Annotated in this window: 16 protein-coding genes; 4 read left to right on the forward strand and 12 right to left on the reverse strand. The window is 66.7% G+C overall.

All coding sequences use genetic code 11. The features are described from left to right. Positions 1–135: 135 nt before the first annotated feature. The gene (locus OLX02_RS00940) at positions 136–2,526 is read left to right on the forward strand and encodes a TonB-dependent receptor (protein WP_264419462.1); all 2,391 of its coding nucleotides are present in this window, start codon (positions 136–138) and stop codon (positions 2,524–2,526) included. Between the two features lie 134 nt (positions 2,527–2,660). On the opposite strand, the gene OLX02_RS00945 is transcribed toward OLX02_RS00940, so the two are convergent. Next, positions 2,661–4,943 carry an ATP-dependent helicase gene (locus OLX02_RS00945; protein ID WP_264419463.1) on the reverse strand — a complete coding sequence of 761 codons (2,283 nt, stop codon included), beginning with the start codon at positions 4,941–4,943 and terminating at the stop codon, positions 2,661–2,663. A 49-nt stretch (positions 4,944–4,992) separates the two neighbouring features. Continuing rightward, positions 4,993–5,247: a hypothetical protein gene (locus OLX02_RS00950; protein ID WP_264419464.1), complete on the reverse strand. Its 255-nt coding sequence runs from the start codon at positions 5,245–5,247 to the stop codon at positions 4,993–4,995. 373 nt (positions 5,248–5,620) lie between these two features. Here OLX02_RS00950 and OLX02_RS00955 point away from each other — a divergent pair, with 373 nt between their 5' ends. Both OLX02_RS00955 and OLX02_RS00960 read left to right on the forward strand, forming a co-directional pair. Beyond that, on the forward strand, positions 5,621–6,286 hold the full coding sequence (locus OLX02_RS00955) for a hypothetical protein (RefSeq protein ID WP_264419465.1): 666 nt from the start codon (positions 5,621–5,623) through the stop codon (positions 6,284–6,286). A 188-nt stretch (positions 6,287–6,474) separates the two neighbouring features. After that, positions 6,475–7,734, forward strand: a complete 1,260-nt coding sequence (locus tag OLX02_RS00960; protein WP_413630049.1) for an MFS transporter — start codon at positions 6,475–6,477, stop codon at positions 7,732–7,734. Between the two features lie 13 nt (positions 7,735–7,747). Here the strand turns inward: OLX02_RS00960 and OLX02_RS00965 are convergent, their stop codons facing one another. From OLX02_RS00965 to OLX02_RS00985, 5 genes are read right to left on the reverse strand one after another with little or no spacing between them, the layout of a single operon-like run. Further along, the gene (locus OLX02_RS00965) at positions 7,748–8,932 is read right to left on the reverse strand and encodes a glycosyltransferase (RefSeq protein WP_264419467.1); all 1,185 of its coding nucleotides are present in this window, start codon (positions 8,930–8,932) and stop codon (positions 7,748–7,750) included. Continuing rightward, positions 8,932–9,462 (reverse strand): DUF2141 domain-containing protein, encoded by a 531-nt coding sequence (locus tag OLX02_RS00970; protein WP_264419468.1) that lies wholly within the window; start codon positions 9,460–9,462, stop codon positions 8,932–8,934. Before OLX02_RS00970 ends, OLX02_RS00965 begins: the two co-directional genes overlap by 1 nt. After that, the gene (locus OLX02_RS00975) at positions 9,459–10,376 is read right to left on the reverse strand and encodes a hypothetical protein (RefSeq protein ID WP_264419469.1); all 918 of its coding nucleotides are present in this window, start codon (positions 10,374–10,376) and stop codon (positions 9,459–9,461) included. Before OLX02_RS00975 ends, OLX02_RS00970 begins: the two co-directional genes overlap by 4 nt. A 19-nt stretch (positions 10,377–10,395) precedes the next feature. Next, the gene (locus OLX02_RS00980) at positions 10,396–11,553 is read right to left on the reverse strand and encodes a glycosyltransferase (protein ID WP_264419470.1); all 1,158 of its coding nucleotides are present in this window, start codon (positions 11,551–11,553) and stop codon (positions 10,396–10,398) included. Positions 11,554–11,579: 26 nt separating this feature from the next. Next, entirely contained in the window at positions 11,580–12,365 is a 786-nt protein-coding gene (locus OLX02_RS00985; protein ID WP_264419471.1) for a polysaccharide deacetylase family protein, read from the reverse strand. A gap of 400 nt (positions 12,366–12,765) precedes the next feature. Here OLX02_RS00985 and OLX02_RS00990 point away from each other — a divergent pair, with 400 nt between their 5' ends. Next, complete coding sequence (locus OLX02_RS00990; protein WP_264419472.1) at positions 12,766–13,434, forward strand: RBBP9/YdeN family alpha/beta hydrolase; 669 nt, start codon at positions 12,766–12,768, stop codon at positions 13,432–13,434. On the opposite strand, the gene glgX is transcribed toward OLX02_RS00990, so the two are convergent. Genes glgX through glgB form a run of 5 tightly spaced genes read right to left on the reverse strand, consistent with a single transcriptional unit; the run spans position 13,414 to position 21,743 of the window. Then, positions 13,414–15,234: a glycogen debranching protein GlgX gene (glgX, locus tag OLX02_RS00995; protein ID WP_264419473.1), complete on the reverse strand. Its 1,821-nt coding sequence runs from the start codon at positions 15,232–15,234 to the stop codon at positions 13,414–13,416. The two genes, OLX02_RS00990 and glgX, sit on opposite strands and share 21 nt — an antisense overlap. Beyond that, positions 15,231–16,859, reverse strand: a complete 1,629-nt coding sequence (locus OLX02_RS01000) for an alpha-D-glucose phosphate-specific phosphoglucomutase (protein ID WP_264419474.1) — start codon at positions 16,857–16,859, stop codon at positions 15,231–15,233. The genes glgX and OLX02_RS01000 overlap by 4 nt, the downstream gene beginning before the upstream one ends. Then, complete coding sequence (gene glgA / locus OLX02_RS01005; RefSeq protein ID WP_264419475.1) at positions 16,859–18,304, reverse strand: glycogen synthase GlgA; 1,446 nt, start codon at positions 18,302–18,304, stop codon at positions 16,859–16,861. Before glgA ends, OLX02_RS01000 begins: the two co-directional genes overlap by 1 nt. Continuing rightward, positions 18,301–19,563, reverse strand: a complete 1,263-nt coding sequence (gene glgC, locus OLX02_RS01010; protein ID WP_264419476.1) for a glucose-1-phosphate adenylyltransferase — start codon at positions 19,561–19,563, stop codon at positions 18,301–18,303. Before glgC ends, glgA begins: the two co-directional genes overlap by 4 nt. Continuing rightward, a complete protein-coding gene (gene glgB, locus OLX02_RS01015; protein ID WP_264419477.1) occupies positions 19,560–21,743 on the reverse strand; it encodes a 1,4-alpha-glucan branching protein GlgB in 2,184 nt (727 codons plus the stop codon). Before glgB ends, glgC begins: the two co-directional genes overlap by 4 nt. Between the last annotated feature and the right edge of the window lie 4 nt (positions 21,744–21,747).

The raw sequence follows: 21,747 nt of genomic DNA on the forward strand, positions 1-21,747 counted from the left end.
CCGATGGTCAAATCGCAGTCTATTTTCAGAGATAGATTACAACCGGTTCATCAAAACTGTCACAAAACTGCATTCTTCACAGCGTAGTGGCTGCCTCGCCCGGGGGGACAAAAAGTCTTCGCAAGTGAGGGAACTATGACTTTCGATTATCAGATTCGTGCCGGCCTGCTGGCCGGAGCGGGCGCCATCGCGCTCGCGGCCAGCCCTGCATTCGCCCAGACCTCGATCTCGGTGGCTCCTGCCGCCGATGCAACCAGTGCCGACCAGTCGGGCGGCACCTACAGCTCGGGACTGACCGAGATTGTTGTTACCGCGACCAAGCGTGAGACCAATCTCCAGAAGACCCCGATCTCGATCTCGGTCATGGCGCCGGAGGCGTTGAAGGATCGTCACGTCCAGAGCCTGATCGACCTTGCGGATGGTGTCGTGCCCTCGCTGCGCGTCGCCACCTTCGAAGCCCGCCAGTCGGCGCTGACCGTCGGCATTCGCGGCATCGTGCCTTTCGACGCCAACCAGACCGCCCGCGACACCGGCGTCGGCGTCTACATCGACGGTGTCTATCTCGGCCGTTCGCAGGGCCTCAACGCGGCGCTGCTCGACGTTGAGCGCATCGAAGTGCTGCGTGGCCCGCAGGGCACGCTGTTCGGCCGCAACACCGAAGGCGGCGCGGTCTCGATCGTGACGCGCAAGCCCACCGGTGAATTCGGTGGCCGCGTCTCGGCCGGTGCCGGCAACTTCGGCAGCTACAACGGTGAAATCCACCTCAACCTGCCCAAGATCGCCAACGTCGCGTTCAAGCTTGACGGCATCGTCCAGCATCAGGACCCGACCGTGAAGAACCCGCTCGCGGGCCAGGCCGGCTGGAACCAGTACGACCGCAAGGGCGGCCGCATTACCGCGCTTTGGGAGCCGATCGACGGCTTCTCGGTCGAAATGTCGTATGATCGCGCTCGCGACGAGAACACCCCGTTCTACAGCCAGCTGGTCAATTACAACCCGAACGGCCTGCCGGTCGCCACGATCGCCCAGATCAACGGCAATGGCGGCAAGGTTCCGTCGGGCATGATCGCTCCGCTTTCGCCGCTCGTGACCGTCAGCGGTGACAAGCGCATGTCGACTGCCGACATCGGCGTGCCGCAGCAGCCGAGCGTGGACGACACTCACGGCTTTACCTCGCTGATCAAGTACAAGGTCAGCCCCGCGCTGGAACTGCGCTCGATCACGGCCTGGCGCGGCGTGGACACCCACCAGTGGGACAACTCGGGCGGCGCACACCGCACGATCTTCTCGCCCAACGCCAACTTCAGCCGCTACTCGCTGTCTGACCTGCACCAGCGCCAGTTCAGCCAGGAACTGCAGGCGGTCGGCAGCCTCGATAGCGTCGACTACGTGGTTGGCCTCTACTACTTCACCGAAAACGTGCGCGAATTCGCCGCCACGCCTTCGACGAACAAGTGGAACGCGGACGGCACCGGCTACACCATCAACGATGCGCTCGCCTGGAACGAATCCAACTGGTCGCGCCAGCGTGACAGCAACGCCGTGGCGCACAGCTATGCGGCGTTCGCCCAGGCAACCTGGACCCCGGTGGATCCGCTGCACATCACGGTGGGCGGCCGCTACACCAAGGACAAGCGTCGCGGTACGCTGACCACGGTTCAGAACAAGCCGACGAACTTCCCGTTCACCTTCGACAAGGATCGTTTCGATCCGATGGTGACCGTGGCCTACGACGTCGCACCGACCGTCAACGTGTTCGCCAAGTATTCGACCGGCTATCGCGCCGGCGGTGCCAACTCGCGTTCGCAGACCTTCGCGCCGTTCAATCCGGAAGTCGTGAAGTCCTACGAAATCGGCGCGAAGATGGACCTGCTTGACCATCGCGTCCGCCTGAACCTGGCGGGCTACATGATGGACCGCACCGGCACCCAGATCGACTTCGACAACGTCGACACCGATCCGACCAGCCCGACCTACAACCTCCACACCGAGGAAACCGGCAACTCGCCCGGCAAGTCGAAGATCCGCGGCGTGGAAGCTGAGCTGACGGTCAAGCCGATCGACAGCGTCACCCTGGGTGCGTCTTACGCCTACACCTACACCAACGTTCCGGCGACGCTGAACCCGTTCCTCAGCACGCTGGCGAAGCCGGTGTACACGCAGGTGTTCGTGGTGTTCACGCCTGAGCACGCTGCGGCTGCCTATGCGGACTACACCGTGCCGATCGGTGGTGCCGGCACTTCGCTGCGCTTCCACGTCGATGCGAACTACGCCAGCAGCATGTATAGCTTCCAGAACGAGACGACCAAGACTCAAGCCAGCTTCATCGTGAACGGCCGCGTTGCGCTCGCCGACATCCCGATGAACGACAACGGCCAGAAGCTGACTCTCTCGGCTTGGGCGCGCAACCTGCTGAACGAGACGCACATCTATCGTCGCTCGTCGGCAAATGCGAACACGCTGGGCGATTATGCCAACTTCAACGCGCCGCGGACCTTCGGTTTCGACGCGACCGTCAACTTTTGATGTAAAGGACGGGGCGGCCTCACCGGGCCGCTTCGTTCGGGTTTCCACCCTGACTTGACGGGCGGCGGCAAGGTTTCTTGCCGCCGCCCTTTTCTTTGGATGGGGGAGGGGGCGCCGGGGCGCCCCGCGGCGCGTCAGGCCGGCTTGACGAAGCTGTCGATCACGCGCTTTCGGCCGGCCGTCTCGAAGTCGATTTCCAGCTTGTTGCCTTCCTGCGCGGCCACCGTGCCATAGCCGAACTTGTCGTGGAACACGCGCGCGCCCGGCCCGATATCGGCGCGGGGCTTCGCGGCAAAGCTGGCGGCGGAGCGGGTTGCTTCGGGCAGGCGACGCGGCGCCGGATCGTATCCTTGCGTTGCCGCGCGCTGCCAGCCGGGGCCGCGCGTCACCGTGCGGGCCGGCTGGGCGCGGGCGACATCGGCGAACGGGTCGGAATGTTCGGACCATTGCGCGCGCCACAGCGAAGCGCCGCCCGACAGGGTGGTTTCCTCCTCGACATGGTCGGCCGGCAATTCGCCGATGAAGCGCGAGGGGATCGAGCTGGTCCACTGGCCATAGATGCGGCGGTTGGCGGCATGGAGGATGGTGCAGCGCTTCTTCGCGCGGGTGATCGCCACATAGGCCAGTCGGCGCTCTTCCTCCAGGCTGGCAAGGCCGCCTTCGTCGAGCGCGCGCTGCGACGGGAACACGCCTTCCTCCCAGCCGGGCAGGAACACCTGGTCGAACTCCAGCCCTTTCGCCGCATGGATGGTCATCACCGTGACCTTCTCCTCATGCTCGCCGCGGTCGTTGTCCATGACCAGGCTGACATGCTCGAGGAAATCGCCGAGCGTTTCGTATTCCTCCATCGCGCGGGCAAGCTCGGACAGGTTTTCGAGGCGGCCATTCGCCTCGGCGCTCTTTTCGGCCTGCAACGCGGCGGTATAGCCGCTCTCGTCAAGCAGCGTGCGCGCCAGTTCGGCGGGAACCAGCGTGCGCGCCTCGTCGCGCCAGCGCGCGAAATCGCGCATCAGCGCGGCCAGCGTATTCCGCGCGCGCGTGGGCAGTTCGTCGGTATCGCAGATCTCGACCGCGGCGGCGGCCAGCGGGATGGCCCGCGCCCGCGCATGGCGATGGAGCTTCTCCAGCGTCTTGTCGCCAAGGCCGCGCTTGGGGGTGTTGTAGATGCGCTCGAACGCGAGGTCGTCCGACGGCTGTGCGACCAGCCGCAGGTAGGCCAGTGCATCGCGGATTTCCGCGCGCTCATAGAAGCGGAAACCGCCCACGATCTTGTACGACAGGCCGATCTGGATGAACCGGTCCTCGATCTCGCGCGTCTGGAACTGCGCGCGCACAAGGATGGCGATGGAGTTCAGCGAGCAGCCCTCGCGCTCCAGCCGCTCGATGTCCTCGCCGATGCGGCGCGCCTCTTCCGGCCCGTCCCACACGCCGATCACGCGCACCTTGTCGCCGCCATTGCGCTCGGTCCACAGCGTCTTGCCCAGCCGTTCGGCATTCTCCGCGATCAGGCCCGATGCCGCGCCCAGGATATGCGGGGTGGAGCGATAGTTCTGCTCCAGCCGGATCACCTTCGCGCCAGGAAAATCCTTCTCGAAGCGCAGGATGTTGGCCACCTCAGCGCCGCGCCAGGAATAGATCGACTGGTCGTCGTCGCCCACCACGCAGATGTTCTTGCGTGTCTGGGCGATCAGCCGCAGCCACAGGTACTGCACCGCGTTGGTGTCCTGGTATTCGTCCACCATCACGTACTTGAAGCGCTCCTGGTACATCGCAAGGATGTCGCGCTCGCGCTTGAAGATGTTGAGCATGTGAAGCAGCAGGTCGCCGAAGTCGCAGGCGTTCAGGTCCTTCAGCCGGTTCTGGTAGAGCGCGTAGAAGCGCTGGCCCTTGCCGTTGGCATAAGCCTCGTTGTCCAGCGCATCGAGATCGGCGGGGTTGAGGCCGCGGTTCTTCCACTTGTCGATCAGCCCGGCGAGCTGGCGCGCGGGCCAGCGCTTTTCGTCCAGTCCTTCGGCCTGGATCAGCTGCTTGAGCAGCCGCAGCTGGTCGTCGGTGTCGATGATGGTGAAGTTCGATTGCAGGCCGACCAGTTCGGCATGGCGGCGCAGCATCTTGGCCGCCACCGCGTGGAACGTGCCAAGCCACGGCATCCCTTCCACCGACGGCCCGATCAGCTGGCCCACGCGCTCGCGCATTTCGCGCGCGGCCTTGTTGGTGAACGTGACGCACAGAATTTCGCTGGGCCAGGCAAGCCGCTGGCGCAGCAGGTGGGCGAGGCGCGCGGTCAGCGCCGCCGTCTTGCCCGTGCCGGCGCCGGCCAGCATCAGCACCGGCCCCTCGGTGGTCAGCACGGCTTCGCGCTGCGGTTCGTTCAGGCCGGCGGCAAAGCCACCGTTTGATTCATGGATTGCGTTCACCCGGAACGATTAGTGAACAAGCGGCTCTTCGGCAAGGGGATTGGCGCGGTCAGTTCTCATAGTTCTCGTAGTAGTCCGCCTGATAATCGTCGCGCTCGTGGACCGACGCTTCGCGGTTGGCGCGTTCGTTGTGCTCATTCAGCTCGTATTCGCGGTGCTTGCGCGCGATCTTTTGCGCAGTCTCGGAACGGGAGAGGCCGTCTATCATCATGATGCTGCCCGCGCCCATCATGCCGCACGAGGCCATCGCCAGTATCCACACGAAGAAGCACCCCCCGAAGATATATTTGGCAATGTTCGGCACTTCCCGGGTCTCCTGTTGGATCTGCCGCGCTTTTCCCCTGTTTCGGGTTTCAAGCAGGTAAATCTCGGAGGGAAAATGATAAGGTACTGGCGGTATTGATAAAAATCGGGGTGATCGACACAGAGGGGTGGGGTGAAGTATAGATTTCCGTTAATTTACAGTTCATGATCGAAATTCGTCGACGCATCTGTCGATGCACATTCCATTCCGGGAATGATTCATCTCTGACTGGAAACGATTCATCGAACTTGAGAAAAGATGTCGTCAATTCATCTTCTTAATTCAACAACTCACCGCCCGGCGCGGAACAAGCCGAAATTCGCCGCGTAGTCTCCCCAAACCTCCGGGTCATAAGAGAAACAGGAGACCATGAATGCGCAAACTGCTTTTCCTCAGCGCGGCGGCGCTGGCCATGACCGGCGTGCCGGCGGCCATCAACGCCCAGACGGCGACGACCTCGGCTGACGCCGCTGCCACCGCAGCCACGCCCGCGGGCACCTTTACGCTAAGCGCTGACCAGAAGACCCAATATGATGCATGGGCGGCCGAGCAGCGGACCAAATATGATGCGTGGCCGTCCACCTACCAGGAATATTTCTGGACGCTCGACGCTGCCCAGCAGAAGGGCTGGTGGGCACTGACCGACGAACAGCGGGCGCAGATTTATGGCATGACGCCTGAACAGCGAGTGCAGGTGTGGCCTTCGATTGTCGCGCAGGTGAACGGCCGGGCCACCCCGGCAACGCCTGCGCAGCCCAGCCCCGGCACTGGCACGCCGGCAACACCGGCCGAGCCGGCCACGCCGCCGAGCGGCGCATCGACCGGCAAGCCGATGGCCGACGCCACGGCCGATGCCAACGCGCCGGCTCCCACGGCGGCTGGAACGGTTGATGCGGCCGCTGCCACCCCGGGCGCGGCTTATGCCGCCACCACCACCAGCAGCGCCGTTCCGCCTCCGCCGGCCGATGCAATGAACAAGAAGTATCCCGTCTGCACCAAGAAGGGGCAGGACAACTGCCGCAACCGCGGCGGGATCTGATTTTCCACTTCAACCCTCCCGAGTTCCCCCCTCTCGGGTCGCAAGCGGAAAGGGCGCCGGGCAACCGGCGCCCTTTCACGTTTTGCGCCGGGGGCGCCTGCCGCTATGGCGAGGGCGACAGACGCTCGCTCGGGGATGGCAGGGATGATCGAAACGCAAGCCGCAACGTGCCGGAAGGCCCGCGCATGATGAACCCGGTGCGGCAACACGCGCGGGTGCTCACGGCCAGCCTCGTCGGCACGGCGGTCGAGTTCTACGATTTCTATATCTACGCCACGGCCGCCGCGCTGGTGATCGGGCCGCTGTTCTTCCCGGCGGAATCCGCGGCCGCGCAAACGCTGCTGGCGTTCATGACCTTTGGCCTCGCGTTCTTTGCGCGGCCCGTGGGGGCCATCGCCTTCGGCCATTTCGGTGACAGGATCGGCCGCAAGTCCACACTCGTCGCCTCGCTGATGATGATGGGCGGGTCGACGCTGCTGATCGCCTTTCTGCCGACCTACGCCATGGCCGGCCCGATCGCCCCCGCGCTGCTGTGCCTCCTCCGTTTCGGGCAAGGCTTCGGCCTTGGCGGCGAATGGGGCGGTGCCTCGCTCCTCGCGGTCGAGAACGCGCCCAAGGGCTGGGAAGCGCGCTTTGGGTCGGCGCCGCAGCTGGGCGCGCCGCTGGGTTTCCTGTTCGCCAACGGACTGTTCCTGCTGCTGAGCTTCACGCTGTCGGAGGCGCAGTTCACCAGCTGGGGCTGGCGCATTCCCTTCCTCGCCAGCGCCGTGCTCGTGGGGCTTGGCCTGTGGGTGCGGCTCAAGATCGGCGAGACCGCGGCTTTCAAGGAAGCGATGGCGCACGAAGCACCGCCCGCGGTGCCCGTCGGCCAGTTGCTGCGCGCGCATCCCGGCGCTGTGGTCGCGGGGATCGCCGGCGTGGTGGCGTGCTTCGCCATCTTCTATCTTGCGACCACGTTCGCGCTCTCGTTCGCCACGACCAGGCTCGGCTATGCCAAGCAGGAGTTCCTCGCCGTCCAGCTGGGGGCCAACACCTTCCTCGCCATCGGTATTTTCGTCGCGGGATATTGGGCCGACAAGACCAGCGCCAAGAACGTGCTCGGTAAGGGCGCGCTGCTCACCGCGCTGGTCGGGCTGGTGTTCGGCAGCGGGCTGGGGTCGGGATCGCTGCCCGTGGTTTTCGCCACGCTGGCGCTGTCGCTGTTCGTGATGGGGCTGGTCTACGGTCCGCTCGGCAGCTGGCTGCCCACGCTTTATGCAGTGCCGGTCCGCTACACCGGCATCAGCCTGGCCTTCAACATGGGCGGGATCATTGGCGGCGCGATGGCACCGTTCGCCGCGCAGATGCTGGCGGCGCGAGGCGGAACGCCGTTCGTCGGGCTGTTCCTGACCGTGGCGGGCGGGCTGACGCTGGCGGGCGTGCTGCTTGCGCCCAGGCTCAAGGCCTGACGGAAAAGCTCGATCAGGCTGCGCGCAGGCGCCGTGGGCGGGGCAGTGCGATCAGCCGTTCGTAGGACGCGAACAGCTCTGCAAAGTGATCGTCCATCGTGCGCGGCGGCGGAATGTCGGCGCGCGGTCCGGCCAGCCCGGCGCGGCGCTCTGCGGCATAACGCACGACCATCTCGGCCGCCGCCGCCGCATTGGCGGATTCGTAGATGTATCCGCCCGAAGCCCGCGCCTGGTCCGCCGCGCCGCCTTCGTCGGGCGTGATCAGCGGCAGCCCACTGGCGCGCGCCTCGGCCGCGACCATGCAGAACGTCTCGGCTTCGCAGCCGTGGAGCAGCGCGTCGGCGCTGGCCATCACCCGCGCCAGTTCGCCGCGGTCGGTGATGGGCGCCAGGATGCGGATATGCGGGTTGCCCGCGATCTTGCGCTCGATGGACTTGCGGTCGCGCCCCTGGCCCGCCAGCACCAGCCCGATCGGTGCGTGCGTGCCGGCGGCGGTGACCGCTTCCACCAGCATCGGCCAGCGCTTTTCCGGCGCGAAGCGGCCCACGCCCAGCAGCAGCGTGGCATCGGCGGGAAGCTCGCACATCGCCAGCAGCCCCTCGCGCAGGCGTTCGTCGCGCAGCGCGGGAGAAAACACGCCGGGATCGACGCCCATCGGATTGGTCACCACGTGCTCCAGCCCGCCCGCGATCAGCCGGTCGGACAGCCCCTGGCTGGCGCTCACGATCATGTCGTAGCGATCGTCCAGTCGGCGCAGGTGCCGCCAGTAGCGGTCGAACAGGTTGTCGATCGTCGGCCGCGTGGCCACCGGATCGAGCCAGCGGTAGGCATAGGCAGAAAGCGGATCGGCGTGCATGATCAGCGCGCGCGGGGCATCGCCTGGCCAGTCGGCGATCGTGCTGGCGCTGCGCCAGGGCGAGGACGCCTCGACGAAATCGGGCTGCTCGCGGTCCAGCGCGGCATAGAGCGCTTCGGTATCGTTGAAGTAGCGGTAATTGAAATCGAGCGGGAACAGCGTGGATTTCAGCCACACGATCCGCGCGTTCGGCCCGCGTTGTTCGATCAGGTCGCGTTCGCCCGGCGCGATCACCACCACTTCGTGGCCCAGTGCCGCGCCGGCCTTCAGCTTGCGATCCACATAGGTGCGGACTCCGCCACCCTTGGGGGCATAGAACGCACAGACATCGACGAGCTTCATCACGCTCCCCTGATGGGTCCGACTGACATGAGCCCGTTACGGTAGTTGAGCACGATGCGCAACGGCGTCACGCCGGAGCCGGCCGTGGCGGAAACGCTGCGCGCCTTGGGCTTGGACCAGCCCAGCTTCGGGTTGCCCGAAAAGCCGATGCCATCGTGCGTCCAGTTGAACTTGCGGTTGCCGTCCCGGTCATGGAGCACGGTCACTGCATAAGCGCCGGGAGCGGGCACGCGCACGCACAGGTGCGGCGTACCGGCAGCGGGCACGGCCACTTCCACGCGGCGAAAGGTCTTGCCGGCCGCGACCAGCACGTTGTCGTCGGCCAGGAAATCGGCGTCGTTGGCAGGATAGACTTCCAGCTTCAGGCGGCCGGTATGGTCCTTCAGCCCGGCCACTTCGACCATGAAGGCCGGGCCGCTCTCGTTCGGGCGGCACTGGGCCTCGGCCTTGCCCAGATCGGGGGTGGAGCGCAGCGGACCCGCGCCGGGCAGCAGCGCGAGCGCGGCAGCGAGCAGGGCGATGCGTTTCATGCGGTTTTCTCCTTTTGCACCAGATCGATCAGCAGCAGGATGATGAAGATCACCACGTGCATCGCGACGGTCAGCATCGACAGCATGGCGACCATCACCCCGGTCTTGACCTGCGCGCCCACAAGCAGCGCGGCCACGCCGGCAAAGGCGATGTCCTTGTTGGGGATGAGCGGCAGGCGCGACAGCAGCAGGCGGACGGTGGACAGCAGCAGCCACGCGCTCAGCGGCACTTCCGGCAGGATCATGGCCCAGGCCAGCGCGGTCAGGGCCGTCTTGCCGACAAGACGGACGCAGTGCATCCCGAACACGAACCACAGTTCGCGGCGCGGCAGGCTGAGCAGTCCGTTGCGGAAATACATGATGACGACAGAGGTCAGCAGCATGATGCCCAGCGACATCGCGAGCACGTTGCCGCTCTGTCCGAAGCCCAGCTTGCTGATCATCGGCCAGGTCAGCGCCAGCATCACAAGGGTCATGATGTTGCCGGACAGGGCGGAAAGGATCGCCACGTCCTTCACCGCGCCGAAGGGCGAACCCTCCATCTTTACATGGCGCCGCGCCCAGTCGTAGAAATAGACTTCGCCGATGTAGCCAAGCAGCAACTCGTTGCCGACGACCTTCTTCAGCAGCGGAAGGATGCCGGACCACGGGATGCCCCACAGCCGGCGGAAAATGACGAGATCGGTGAACGGGCTGAGGAAATAGCTGAACACGAAGATCAGCCAGATCACCGGGTCGGTCGGCAGAATCGACCAGACGATGCTCCAGTTGAGCTTGCGCAGTTCCAGCAGCACCGCGATCAGGATCGCGGCCGAGATCGCCGGGCCAAGATAGGCGCCCCACTTTCGCAGGCCGCTTTGCACGGTGGGGGCCGCAGCCGGCAGGGAAGGCTGGACAAGGGATGATTCGGGCATCGGGAAGACCTTTAGCGGATCACGGTGCGCATGGCGTGGAACACGGAACAAGATCCTCCATCGCCTGCAGATAGCGGCGCGCAGCTAAATCAACGGTGAACCGACGCGCCTCATCGCGCGCCAATTCGGGATCGAAGGGATGATCGGCAATGCGGTCCATGGCCGTGGCAAGCGCGCCCACGTCACCGGGGGGAACCAGCAGGCCGAAGCGCCCGTGGCCCAGCAGGGATGCCATCGAGGCGCTGCAATCGGTCGCCACCACCGGCAGCCCGGCGGCATAGGCTTCGAGCACGACCGAGGGCAGGCCCTCGTAATCGGATGAAAGCACCAGTGCGTCGGCTTCGGCCAGCGGCGCATCGAGCGGGTGGGTATGCCCGGGCAGCAGCACGCGGTCGGCCACGCCCAGCCTGCGCGCGCGCGCCTCGATCGCCGCGCGCTGGCCGCCTTCGCCGCAGATGGTCAGCCGGTCGTCGTGCCGGGCGATGCGGGCAAATGCATCGACCAGCCCGGTGAAGTTCTTCTGCGCGGCCAGCCGGCCCACGGCAAGAAAGCGCCGCCCGCCGTTGTGGGGTGCGCGCGGGGTGCCGGCCAGACGGTCAAGCTCCTCGCCGGTCATCGCGGGATTCTCGATTACCGCCACGCGCTCCAGCGGCACGGCCATCAGTTCCACGATCTCGTCGACCATGGCCGGGGCAATCGCCACCAGCCGGTCGATGAACCGCCCCTGCATCCGCAGCCAGATGCGATAGAACGGCATGGCGAAAGCGGGGAGGTCCAGCCGCAACAGATCGTTGCTCACCTTGGCCATGATCGGCGGGCAGCGACGGCCCAGCAACAGCTTCATCGCCACCGCCACCACGGTATAGGAATTGCCCGCGCAGAACAGCACGTCGGGGCGGTGCCGGCGGATCGCTCCGGGCAGGCGCAAGATCATCCACAAGGTTTCCAGCGGCCCGGTGTCGATGCCCCGGCTTCCGAACACGTCGGGCTCCAGCCCCGGCCATTCGGCGCGCATCGCGCCGTCCAGCCGACCCATCACCAGACGCGCATCCGCGCCTTCATCCACCCATGCGCGGTGAAGACGCAGCGCCACGCGCTCCACCCCGCCCGGCTCGAAGCTGTGGAGGAAGGTCAGCACGCGCGGCTGGCGGCCGGCATTGGTTGCCTGTGCGGTCATGGTCTGTGGTCGGTCCCCGTCCGCGCTCAGCCTGACCCGCGAAGGTCGGCATAGCGCGAGGGCGCATGGCTGCGGACAAAGCGCGCCAGCGTGCTGTCGATGCTGTCCAGCAGCGCAGGCACGGTGGTGTCGCCGGGGTGAACGGCCAGGCGCAGCGTGCGCGTGATCGGCAGTGCGGCGCGGGCCAGCGCGGCGAATGCGCGCGAACTGGCGATGCGGCCGGGGCTGCGGCTGGCCCAGGTCACCACCGGGCCGCGCGCCAGCACTTCGCCGGTCGCCGGGCGCCACACTTTCATGTGATCCTCCGCCAGTGCAAATCCGGCTCGGGCCATCGCCGCGTGGGCGCCGGGACCATAGAGCCAGGCCGGCGCGATGAAACCGGCGACGGGCCGGCCCAGGATATCTTCCAGCAGCGCCTTGCCGCGCTCCATCCGGGCCAGCGCCTCGGCTTCGGGCAAGTTGAGGAACTCGCCTTCGCCGGCGGTCATGTGCTTGCCCTTGAACCCGGCGAGGCCCTGCGTCGCGGGCGTCTCGTCGCGGTGGCACCAGCCGTGCAGGAACATCTCGATTCCGGCATCGGCCCATCCGCGCAGCCGCGCGGCGAAGGCAGCGTTGCCTTCGATCGGGGCGCTGCGCCAATGGTCGGGGATCACCAGCATGGCGAAGCTGGCGTGGCCCGCGCGGCGCTCGATCAGTTCCGCCAGCCGGTCCACCTGCGCTTCCGACCGCGGCGAGACGTCGTGGATCGAAACCAGCAGGCGCCGCTTTCCGCTCGTGCGGTCGGTGGCGGATGAGAGGGGGGCTGGGTTCAAGGTTTCGATCATCCGGATGACGGTTGTCGGCCCTGTACCGTGTGGCAAGTGCTCTGCGTCCACCCCGACAGGTGGTGCGCGCGGGCCGAGCCTTCAAGGTCACCGCAAGGGCATCTTCGCGCCGGGCATGGGCGGCGTTTGCCCCTGTCCGGATGGCCCGGACCTGTCGCAACCGTGAGCAATTTGCAACGATTAATTGACCGGGCGGCGCCCGGCTGCGTGCCGCAGCGGACAGATTTCGTCCTTCCCGAAACCCCTTCGGCGATCGGCCTTCACTCTGGCGAAGACCCCGCGCGTTTCGTCGCGGATCTATTGTCTATCGTATAAGTTGAGTTATCGTGATGGCCTGTCGGGACGTAATCCGAGTCGACCGGCCACCCCCAATTTCGGGAGAAACACGATGGCCTTCCAGCAAGCATCCGCGGCAAGCGGCGATCCCCTGATCCTTATCGTTCCGGGCCTTGGCAACAGCGGTCCCGGCCATTGGCAGACGCGTTGGCAGGAAACGCTGCCCGATTGCCGCAGGGTCGATCTGGGCCTCTGGGACGATCCGCACCGCAACACCTGGGTCAACAAGATCAACCTCGCCGTGCAGCGTGCCGAACGCCCGGTGGTTCTCGTGGCGCACAGCCTCGGCTGCCACGCGGTGGCTTGGTGGGCGGAATACGAGCGGCTGGCCGACGGACCCAAGGAGAGCAAGGTTGTCGGCGCGCTGCTGGTCGCTCCGCCGGACGTGGAGGAACGCCCGCTCGACCGGCGCGTGACCCGCTTCGCCCCGGTGCCGCAGAGCGAACTGCCCTTCCGCTCGATCCTCGTCGCCAGCCGCGACGATCCCTACATGCCCTTCGTCGGCGCGCGGGCGCTGGCGCGGACCTGGGGGGCGAGCTTCGCCGACGCAGGGGCGCTGGGACACATCAATGCGCAGTCGGATCTGGGGGAGTGGGCTTTCGGCCGCCTGCTGCTCAACCGCCTGTTGCCGCGCCCACTTTCGCTGGACGATGGCCCGGCCCGCTACGGGGCGATACAGCGTCCGTTCAACGATCCTGCGCTACGCAGGCTGGGAGCCTGAGGCCCGCCCACTCGGGGCGGCTGCTTCCCAAGGCTCGGCGTACGGGCCGGCGCGGTCGATGGCAAAGCCGAACGACCGCGCCGGTTCGCCGTGCCGCCACCGGACCCCCGTGGTCGCCGGATCTTCCCACCGCGCTGCGTCCATTTCTCCGTTGTCCGGCCCCAGCCACGCGCCATCCTCCGGAAACGCGGTGAAGCGCTCCCGATGCGCCGCGCGCCATGCGGACAGCGCCGCCACGTGGTCCTCCAGATCGCGGTCGCGGCTTTCCCAGTCGATCCAGGTGACCGCGTTGTCCTGCGCATAGGCGTTGTTGTTGCCGCCCTGGCTGCGGCCGAACTCGTCGCCGGCGGTCAGCATGATCGTGCCCGTGGAAACGAACAGCGTGCCCAGCATCGCCTTGGCGAAAGCGCGCCGCCGCGCCAGCACCGCCGGATCGCCCGTCGGCCCTTCGGCGCCATTGTTCCAACTGAAGTTCTCGCCGTGCCCGTCGCGGTTGTCCTCGCCGTTGGCCCAATTGCGGCGATGCTCGAAGGCCAGCGTGTCGGCCAGCGTGAACCCGTCGTGCGCGGCAAGAAAGTTCACCGATCGGCACCGCTTGCCGAACACGTCGGCCGATCCCGCGATCCGCGTCGCCAGCACGCCCACGCCGCAATCGCCGCGCCAGAACCGGCGCACGTCATCGCGGAAGCGGTCGTTCCATTCCAGCCAGTTCGCGGGAAATTGCCCCAGCTGATAGCCGCCCGGCCCGATGTCCCACGGCTCGGCAATCAGCACCCTGTCGGCGAGCCAGGGATCGGCCGCGATCTCCGCAAAGATCGGCGCTGCCGGATCGAATCCCGGTCCCCGCGCCATCACCGTGGCAAGATCGAAGCGGAACCCGTCCACCCCGCCATGCCGCACGAAATGGCGCAGCGCGTCCAGCACCAGCGCACGCACCGCTGCGTTACCGAAATCAAGCGTGTTGCCGGTGCCGGTGTCGTTGATCAGGTTGCCGCCGGGTGCATGGGCATAGGCTTCGTTGTCCAGCCCGCGCAGGCACAGCACCGGCCCCAGCACGTCGCTTTCGCCGGTGTGGTTGAAAACCAGGTCCAGGATCACCCCGATTCCCGCTGCGTGCAGCGCGGCCACTGCTGCGCGCAGTTCGGCCACGCCCCCGGGGCACAGCCGCGGATCGAGCGCCATGGGCGCCACCGGGTTGTAGCCCCACGCGTTGGCAAGGTGCAGCGGCGGCAGGTGCCGCTCGTCGATCCAGGCGACGATGGGCATCAGTTCCACCGCCGACACGTGAAGCTTCTTCAGGTGCGCGATCACCGCCGGATGCGCCAGCGCGGCCACCGTCCCCCGCTGCCCCTCGGGCACGTCGGGGTGCAGCATGGTCAGTCCGCGCACGTTCACTTCATAGACCAGCCCGCCATGCGCAAAGACCGGCGGCGCCGGCGGCACGTCGGGCAGGGCGGGCAGAACCCGGGCCTTGGGCACAAGGTCCGCCGTATCGACGCCAAACTGCGCCAGCGCAGTATCGTGGCGGAACGGCCCATCGAGTTCGGCCGCGTGCGGATCGACCAGCAGCTTGGCAGGATCGAACCACAGTCCGCGCTCGGGCGCCCATGGCCCTTCGGCGCGAAATCCGTATCGCGCGCCGGCCAGCTCGCCGGGCAGGTCCACCGCCCAGTCCTCGCCATGCCGCGTCATCGCGATGCGGCGCTCGCCCCCATCGCCGAACAGGCAGAGCCACACCGCTTCGGCGCGGGGGCTGCGCACCGTGAAGCGGGTGCGCCCCCCTTCGACGCGCGCGGTCACGTCACCACGTCGGGCGCAATCCGTCCGGTGTGGCGCACGATCCCCGCCAGCCCATCCGCGGCGGCGATCAGGTCCGACAGCATGGCGGGAGTATCGCGGTCGAGCAGCCCCTCGGCCGGCTCATAGCGTTCCAGATAGACGCGCAGCGTCGCGCCTTCGGTCCCGGTGCCGGAGAGGCGGAACACGATGCGCGATCCGCCCGTGAACAGCACGCGCAGCCCCTGGTTCATACTGGTCGAACCATCGACCGGATCGCGGTAGGAGAAGCTGTCCGCCGCCGCCACGGTCAGCGGGCCGAACGTCTTGCCGGGCAGTGCGGGCAGGGCGGCGGTCAGTTCCGCGATCAACGCATCGGCGGTGTCCGTCGGCAATGCCTCGTAATCGTGGCGGGCGTAGTAATTGCGGCCATATGTCTGCCAGTGCTCGCGCGCGAGCTTCTCCACGCTCGTCTTGCGCACGGCGAGGATGTTGAGCCACAGCAGCACGGCCCACAGCCCGTCCTTCTCGCGCACGTGGTCGCTGCCGGTGCCCGCGCTTTCCTCGCCGCAGATCGTCGCCATGCCCGCATCCAGGAGCGTGCCAAAGAACTTCCAGCCGGTCGGCGTCTCGAAGCAGGGAATGCCCAGTGCCTCGGCCACGCGGTCGGCCGCCGCGCTTGTCGGCATCGAGCGTGCGATGCCTTTCAGCCCGCCGGCATAGCCGGGCGCGAGGTGGGCGTTCGCGGCCAGCATGGCCAAGCTGTCGGAAGGGGTGACGAAACATCCCTTGCCCACGATCAGGTTGCGGTCGCCGTCACCGTCCGATGCCGCGCCGAAATCGGGCGCGTCCGGCCCGAACATCAGGTCGAACAGTTCGTGGGCGTGGACCATGTTCGGATCGGGATGGTGCCCGCCGAAATCCTCCAGCGGCACCCCGTTGCGCACGGTGCCGGCAGGGAAGCCCAGCCGCCTTTCCAGAATTTCGACCGCATAAGGCCCGGTCACTGCGCTCATCGCGTCGAAGGCCATGGTGAAGCCGCCCGCTACCGCCGCGCGGATCGCGCCGAAATCGAACAGCGTCTCCATCAGGTCGGCATAGTCGGCCACCGGATCGATCACGGAAACGATCATCCCGCCCACCTCGACCGAGCCGCAACTGTCGAGATCGACGTCCTCGCATTCCACCGTCAGCCAGCGGTCGATGGTCTGCGTGCGGGCATGGACCGCCTCGGTGATCGCCTCGGGCGCGGGGCCGCCATTGGCGATGTTGTACTTGATGCCGAAATCCTCGTCCGGCCCGCCGGGATTGTGGCTGGCGGACAGGATCAATCCGCCGCCAGCGCCATATTTGCGGATCACGTGGCTGGCGGCCGGGGTGGAAAGGATGCCGCCCTTGCCGACCAGCACCTGCCCATAGCCATTGGCGGCGGCGATGCGGATCGCCTGCTGGATCACCGTGCGGTTGTGATAGCGCCCGTCGCCGCCGATCACCAGGCTGGCGCCCGGCTGCGGCTGCACCACGTCGAACACGGCCTGGATGAAATTTTCGGCATAGTTCGGCTGGGCGAACACGCGCACCTTCTTGCGCAGGCCGGAAGTGCCCGGCTTCTGCCCGGCATAGGGTGCGGACGGAACGGTGGTGATCATCAGCCCTCCAGCAGCGAGGCGTAGAGCGCGGCATAGGCCGCCCCGCTGCGTCCCCACGAAAAGTCGCTTTTCATTCCTGCGCGCTGCAAGCCGCGCCAGCTGTCCCGGTCGTAATAGAGCGCGATCGTGCGGCTCACCGCATCGGCCAGCGCCCCGTAGTTCACCGCATTGAACTGCACCCCGGTCGCCGCACCTGCCGCGATGGCGGCAAGGTTGGCATCGATCACGGTATCGGCCAGACCGCCGGTCCGGCTCACCACCGGCACGCAGCCATAGGCCAGCCCGTAAAGCTGGGTCAGCCCGCAAGGCTCGAACCGGCTGGGCACAAGGATCGCATCGCCGCCCGCCTGCATCCGGTGCGACAGCGCCTCGTCATAGCCGATGCGGATGCCCACTTTGCCCGGATGGCGCGCGGCGGCGGCATGGAAGCCCGCCTCCATCGCCATGTCGCCCGATCCCAGCAGCGCCAGTCGCCCGCCAAGGCCGACCAGATGGTCGATCACTTCCAGCAGCACGTCCATGCCCTTCTGCCAGGTCAGGCGGCTGATGACCACGAACAGCGGCCCGTCGTGGCTGTCCAGCCCAAACGCGGACTCCAGCGCGCGCTTGTTCGCGGTGCGCTTCGCCAGCGTGCGCAGCGAATAGTGTTGCGCCAGCGCCGGGTCGGTTTCCGGGTTCCACTCGTGCGTGTCGATGCCGTTGACGATGCCGTGGACGCGCTCGCCGCGGCTGCGGATCAGTCCTTCCAGCCCCATGCCGAACTCGGCCGTGCGGATTTCGCGGGCATAGGTCGGGCTGACTGTGGTGATCGCGCTGGCCGCTTCCAGCCCCGCTTTCAGGAAGCCCACGCCGCCGTGATACTCGACCCCGTGGATCGACCACGCCTCTACCGGCAGCCCCAGGCCGGGGAAGATTTCCGCTCCGTAGTGCCCCTGGAACGCCATGTTATGGATCGTCATCACCGAAGGCACCGCCACGCCTTCGGGAGCGAACCGCAGATAGGCGGGGACCATCGCCGCCTGCCAGTCGTGCGCATGGACCAGGTCGAACGCCAGCCCTTTCACCGCGCCGCCGGCCACGTCCGCCGCCGCGCGGGAAAACGCGGCGAAGCGGCGCCAGTTGTCGGCCCAGTCGCGGCCGCTGCCATCGGCATAAGGCCCTCCGTCGCGCTGGAAAAAAGCGGGGGCGTCCACCACCAGCAGCGGCTGTTCGCCCAGCTTCGCCGCCAGCAGCCGCGCCGGCTCGCCCAGCAGCGACGGCCAGGCATGAACCGCCTTGGCCTTGCCGATGGCTTTCAGCACCTTGGGGTATCCGGGCACCATCGTCGTCATCGCCGCGCCGTGCGGCGCCACCGCGGCGGGCAGGGCGCCCGCCACGTCGGCCAGCCCGCCGGTCTTGACCAGCGGCACCGCCTCCGACGCCACCGACAGGACGCGGATGGTCATTTCAGCGCCTCGATCATTCGCTTGGTGATCAGGCATATGCCGTTCTCGGTGCGGCGAAAGCGCTGCGCGTCGAGTTCCGGATCCTCGCCCACGACAAGGCCTTCCGGAATGCGCACGCCGGAATCCAGGATCACTCGGCTCAGCCGCGCGCCGCGCCCGATGTTGCAGTAAGGCAGGATCACGCCTTCCTCGACGGACGAGAACGAGCCCATCTTCACGCCCGTGAACAGCAGGCTGCGCTTTGCCAGCGCGCCCGATACGATGCAGTCCTGCGAGATCAGCGAGGAGATCGCCATGCCGCGCCGCCCGTCCTCGTCGTGCACGAACTTGGCCGGCGCAGCCACGACCTGATCGGTCCAGATCGGCCAGTCACGGTCGTACATGTTGAGCTTGGGCACCGTGTCGGTCAGGTCGAGGTTGGCGTCGAAATAGGCATCGAGCGTGCCGACATCGCGCCAGTATTCGCCGATTTCCTCTGCCGCGCGGATGCAGCTGTCGGTGAAGCGGTGGGCCACCGCCTTGCCGTGCTTGACGATGTAGGGGATGATGTCTCCGCCGAAATCGCGGCCCGACCCCTGCGTCGCGGCGTCGCGGCGCAGCTGCTCGAACAGGAACTCGGTGTCGAACACGTAGATGCCCATCGAGGCGAGCGAATGTGCGGGATCGCCGGGGATCGTCGGCGGATCGGCCGGCTTCTCGACGAAGGCGGTGATCGTGCTGTTCTCGTCCACCGCCATCACGCCGAAGCCGGTGGCTTCCTTCTTCTTCACCACCAGGCAGCCCACGGTCACATCCGCGCCCGAGTTGACGTGCTGTTGCAGCATCAACTCGTAGTCCATCTTGTAGATGTGGTCGCCGGCCAGGATGACCATGTATTTGGGCGCGTGCGCCTGGATGATGTCGATGTTCTGGTACACCGCATCCGCCGTGCCTTCGTACCACAGCAGCTCGGAAATGCGCTGCGACGCGGGCAGGATGTCGAAGCTTTCGTTGCGTTCCGGGCGCATGAAGTTCCACGCGCGGTTCATGTGGCGGATCAGCGAGTGCGCCTTGTATTGCGTCGCCACGCCGATGCGGCGGATGCCCGAATTGATCGCGTTCGACAGCGCAAAGTCGATGATGCGGCTGACCCCGCCGAAATAGACCGCGGGCTTGGCGCGGTTGTCGGTCAATTCGCTCAGGCGGCTGCCGCGTCCCCCCGCCAGCACATAGGCCATCGCATCGCGCGCCAGCGGCTGACCGTAAGACCTGTCCCTCATCCCTGTTCTCCGGTTCCCGTGAATTCAAACATCAGCGTGGAAAGTCCGGGCAGGACGATCAGCGCCGCACCATCTGCGGCTTCGACCTGCCCCATATTGCCTTGTCCGGCGCCGCCATAGTGAGCGGCATCGGAATTGAGCACTTCGCGCCACGTGCCGTCATGGGGCAGGGGCAAGCGATAGTGATCGTGGGTGGCGGGCGTCATGTTGCAGACCACCGCCACCGGGTTCTCGCCGGGGCACTTGCGCAGCCATGCGAACACGCTTGCCGCCGCGTCGTTTACCACCAGCCATTCGAAGCCCTCGGCCTCGCAATCGCGTGCGTGGAGCGCCTTCAGGTCACGGTAGGTGCCGTTCAGGTCACGCACCCAGCGCTGCATTCCGGCGTGGGGTTCGTGCTGCAGCAGGTCCCAGTCCAGCGAGCGCGCCTCGCTCCATTCGCGGCGCTGGGCGAACTCCTGGCCCATGAACAGCAGCTTCTTGCCGGGATAGCCCCACATCAGCCCGTAATAGGCGCGCAGAGACGCAAACTTCTGCCAGTCGTCGCCCGCCATCTTGTTCAGAAGGCTGCCTTTCCCATGCACCACTTCGTCATGGCTCAGCGGCAGGACGAAGTTCTCGCTGAAGGCATAGACCAGCCCGAACGTGATCTCCTCGTGGTGATAACGCCGGTGCACCGGATCGCGCGCCATGTAATTCAGCGTGTCGTGCATGAAGCCCATGTTCCACTTGAACCCGAAGCCCAGTCCGCCGTTTTTCGGCCCCTGATCATGCGCGGGCAGGGTGACACCCGGCCACGAGGTCGATTCCTCTGCGATGGTGGTCACGCCGGGGTGCTCGCCATAGACGGCCTTGTTCATCGCCTGGAGGAACCGCACCGCCTCCCAGTTCTCGCGCCCGCCGCTTTCGTTGGGGATCCACTCGCCCGCTTCGCGCGAATAATCGCGGTAGAGCATCGAGGCGACGGCATCCACGCGCAGCCCGTCGACGTGGTATTGCTCGGCCCAGAACAGCGCGTTGTTGACGAGGAACGAGGACACCTCGCGCCGCCCGAAGTTGTAGATCGCGGTGTTCCAGTCGGGGTGGAAGCCCAGCCGCGGGTCTTCGTGCTCATAGAGATGCGTGCCGTCGAAGCGCGACAGGCCATGCGCGTCGGTGGGGAAATGCGCGGGCACCCAGTCGATCAGCACCGACAGCCCGGCCTGGTGCGCGCCATCGACGAAGCGCGCGAAGCCGGCCGGTTCGCCGAAGCGCGCGGACGGAGCGTAAAGCCCGGTGGTCTGGTAGCCCCACGAAGGATCGTAGGGATGTTCCGACACCGGCATGAACTCGATGTGGGTGAAGCCCATCTGCGCGCAGTAGGGGATGAGAAGGTCGGCCAGTTCGTCCCACGAATGGAACTCGCGCGTGTCAGGCTTGCGCCACGATCCGGGGTGAACTTCGTATATCGACATCGGCGCGCGGCGGGGATCGGCGCCGGCCCAGTGCGCACGGTGCGCGCCGTCGTCCCAGTCGGGCTTGCCCGGGAGCGCCACGATCGAGGCCGTCGCAGGCCGCAGTTCGGCGGCGAAGGCATAGGGATCGGCCTTGAGCGGCTGGACCATGCCGTCCGCGCCGACGACGCGGTACTTGTAGGCGCGGCCCGGCCCTATATCGGGCAGGAACACTTCCCATACCCCGATGTCCGCGCGGCGGCGCATCGGGTGGCGGCGGTGGTCCCAATCGTTGAAATCACCGACGACCGACACGAGGCTGGCATTGGGTGCCCACACCGCGAAATGCACGCCCTGTGCGCCTTCGTGCTCGATGGGATGCGCGCCCATCTTGTCGAACAGGCGGTGGTGCGTGCCTTCGGCGATCAGGAAATCGTCCATCGGCCCCAGCACCGGCCCGAACGAATAGGGATCGGTCACCCACCACACGTGCTGGCCGTGGCTGCACCGGTACTTCACCGGCTGGCGCGGGCCGGCAACCTTGCCCTCGAACAGTCCGCGCGGATCGATCCGCGTCAGCGTGCCCAGCGGCGTTCCGGCGAGCGAGTGCGCCTCTGCCGCCTCTGCTCCCGGCAGGACCGCGCGGGCGAACGCGCCGCCCGGTCCCTCGTGGATGCCGAGCAGCGAGAACGGATCGGAATGCGTGCCTTCCAGCAGGGCTTCGATGGCACGCGCGGGCGGTTGCATGGCT

This window comes from Novosphingobium sp. KCTC 2891, from assembly GCF_025938155.1.
Lineage (GTDB): Bacteria > Pseudomonadota > Alphaproteobacteria > Sphingomonadales > Sphingomonadaceae > Novosphingobium.

Excerpts from the sequence above, each read along its gene's own strand:
- OLX02_RS00965 (WP_264419467.1), bottom strand. The coding sequence starts at position 8,932 with ATGAAGCTCGTCGATGTCTGTGCGTTCTATGCCCCCAAGGGTGGCGGA.
- OLX02_RS00975 (WP_264419469.1), bottom strand. The coding sequence starts at position 10,376 with ATGCCCGAATCATCCCTTGTCCAGCCTTCCCTGCCGGCTGCGGCCCCC.
- glgC (WP_264419476.1), bottom strand. The coding sequence starts at position 19,563 with ATGAGGGACAGGTCTTACGGTCAGCCGCTGGCGCGCGATGCGATGGCC.
- OLX02_RS00960 (WP_413630049.1), top strand. The coding sequence starts at position 6,475 with ATGAACCCGGTGCGGCAACACGCGCGGGTGCTCACGGCCAGCCTCGTC.
- OLX02_RS00990 (WP_264419472.1), top strand. The coding sequence starts at position 12,766 with ATGGCCTTCCAGCAAGCATCCGCGGCAAGCGGCGATCCCCTGATCCTT.
- OLX02_RS00955 (WP_264419465.1), top strand. The coding sequence starts at position 5,621 with ATGCGCAAACTGCTTTTCCTCAGCGCGGCGGCGCTGGCCATGACCGGC.
- OLX02_RS00940 (WP_264419462.1), top strand. The coding sequence starts at position 136 with ATGACTTTCGATTATCAGATTCGTGCCGGCCTGCTGGCCGGAGCGGGC.
- OLX02_RS00970 (WP_264419468.1), bottom strand. The coding sequence starts at position 9,462 with ATGAAACGCATCGCCCTGCTCGCTGCCGCGCTCGCGCTGCTGCCCGGC.
- OLX02_RS00980 (WP_264419470.1), bottom strand. The coding sequence starts at position 11,553 with ATGACCGCACAGGCAACCAATGCCGGCCGCCAGCCGCGCGTGCTGACC.
- OLX02_RS01000 (WP_264419474.1), bottom strand. The coding sequence starts at position 16,859 with ATGATCACCACCGTTCCGTCCGCACCCTATGCCGGGCAGAAGCCGGGC.
- glgA (WP_264419475.1), bottom strand. The coding sequence starts at position 18,304 with ATGACCATCCGCGTCCTGTCGGTGGCGTCGGAGGCGGTGCCGCTGGTC.
- glgB (WP_264419477.1), bottom strand. The coding sequence starts at position 21,743 with ATGCAACCGCCCGCGCGTGCCATCGAAGCCCTGCTGGAAGGCACGCAT.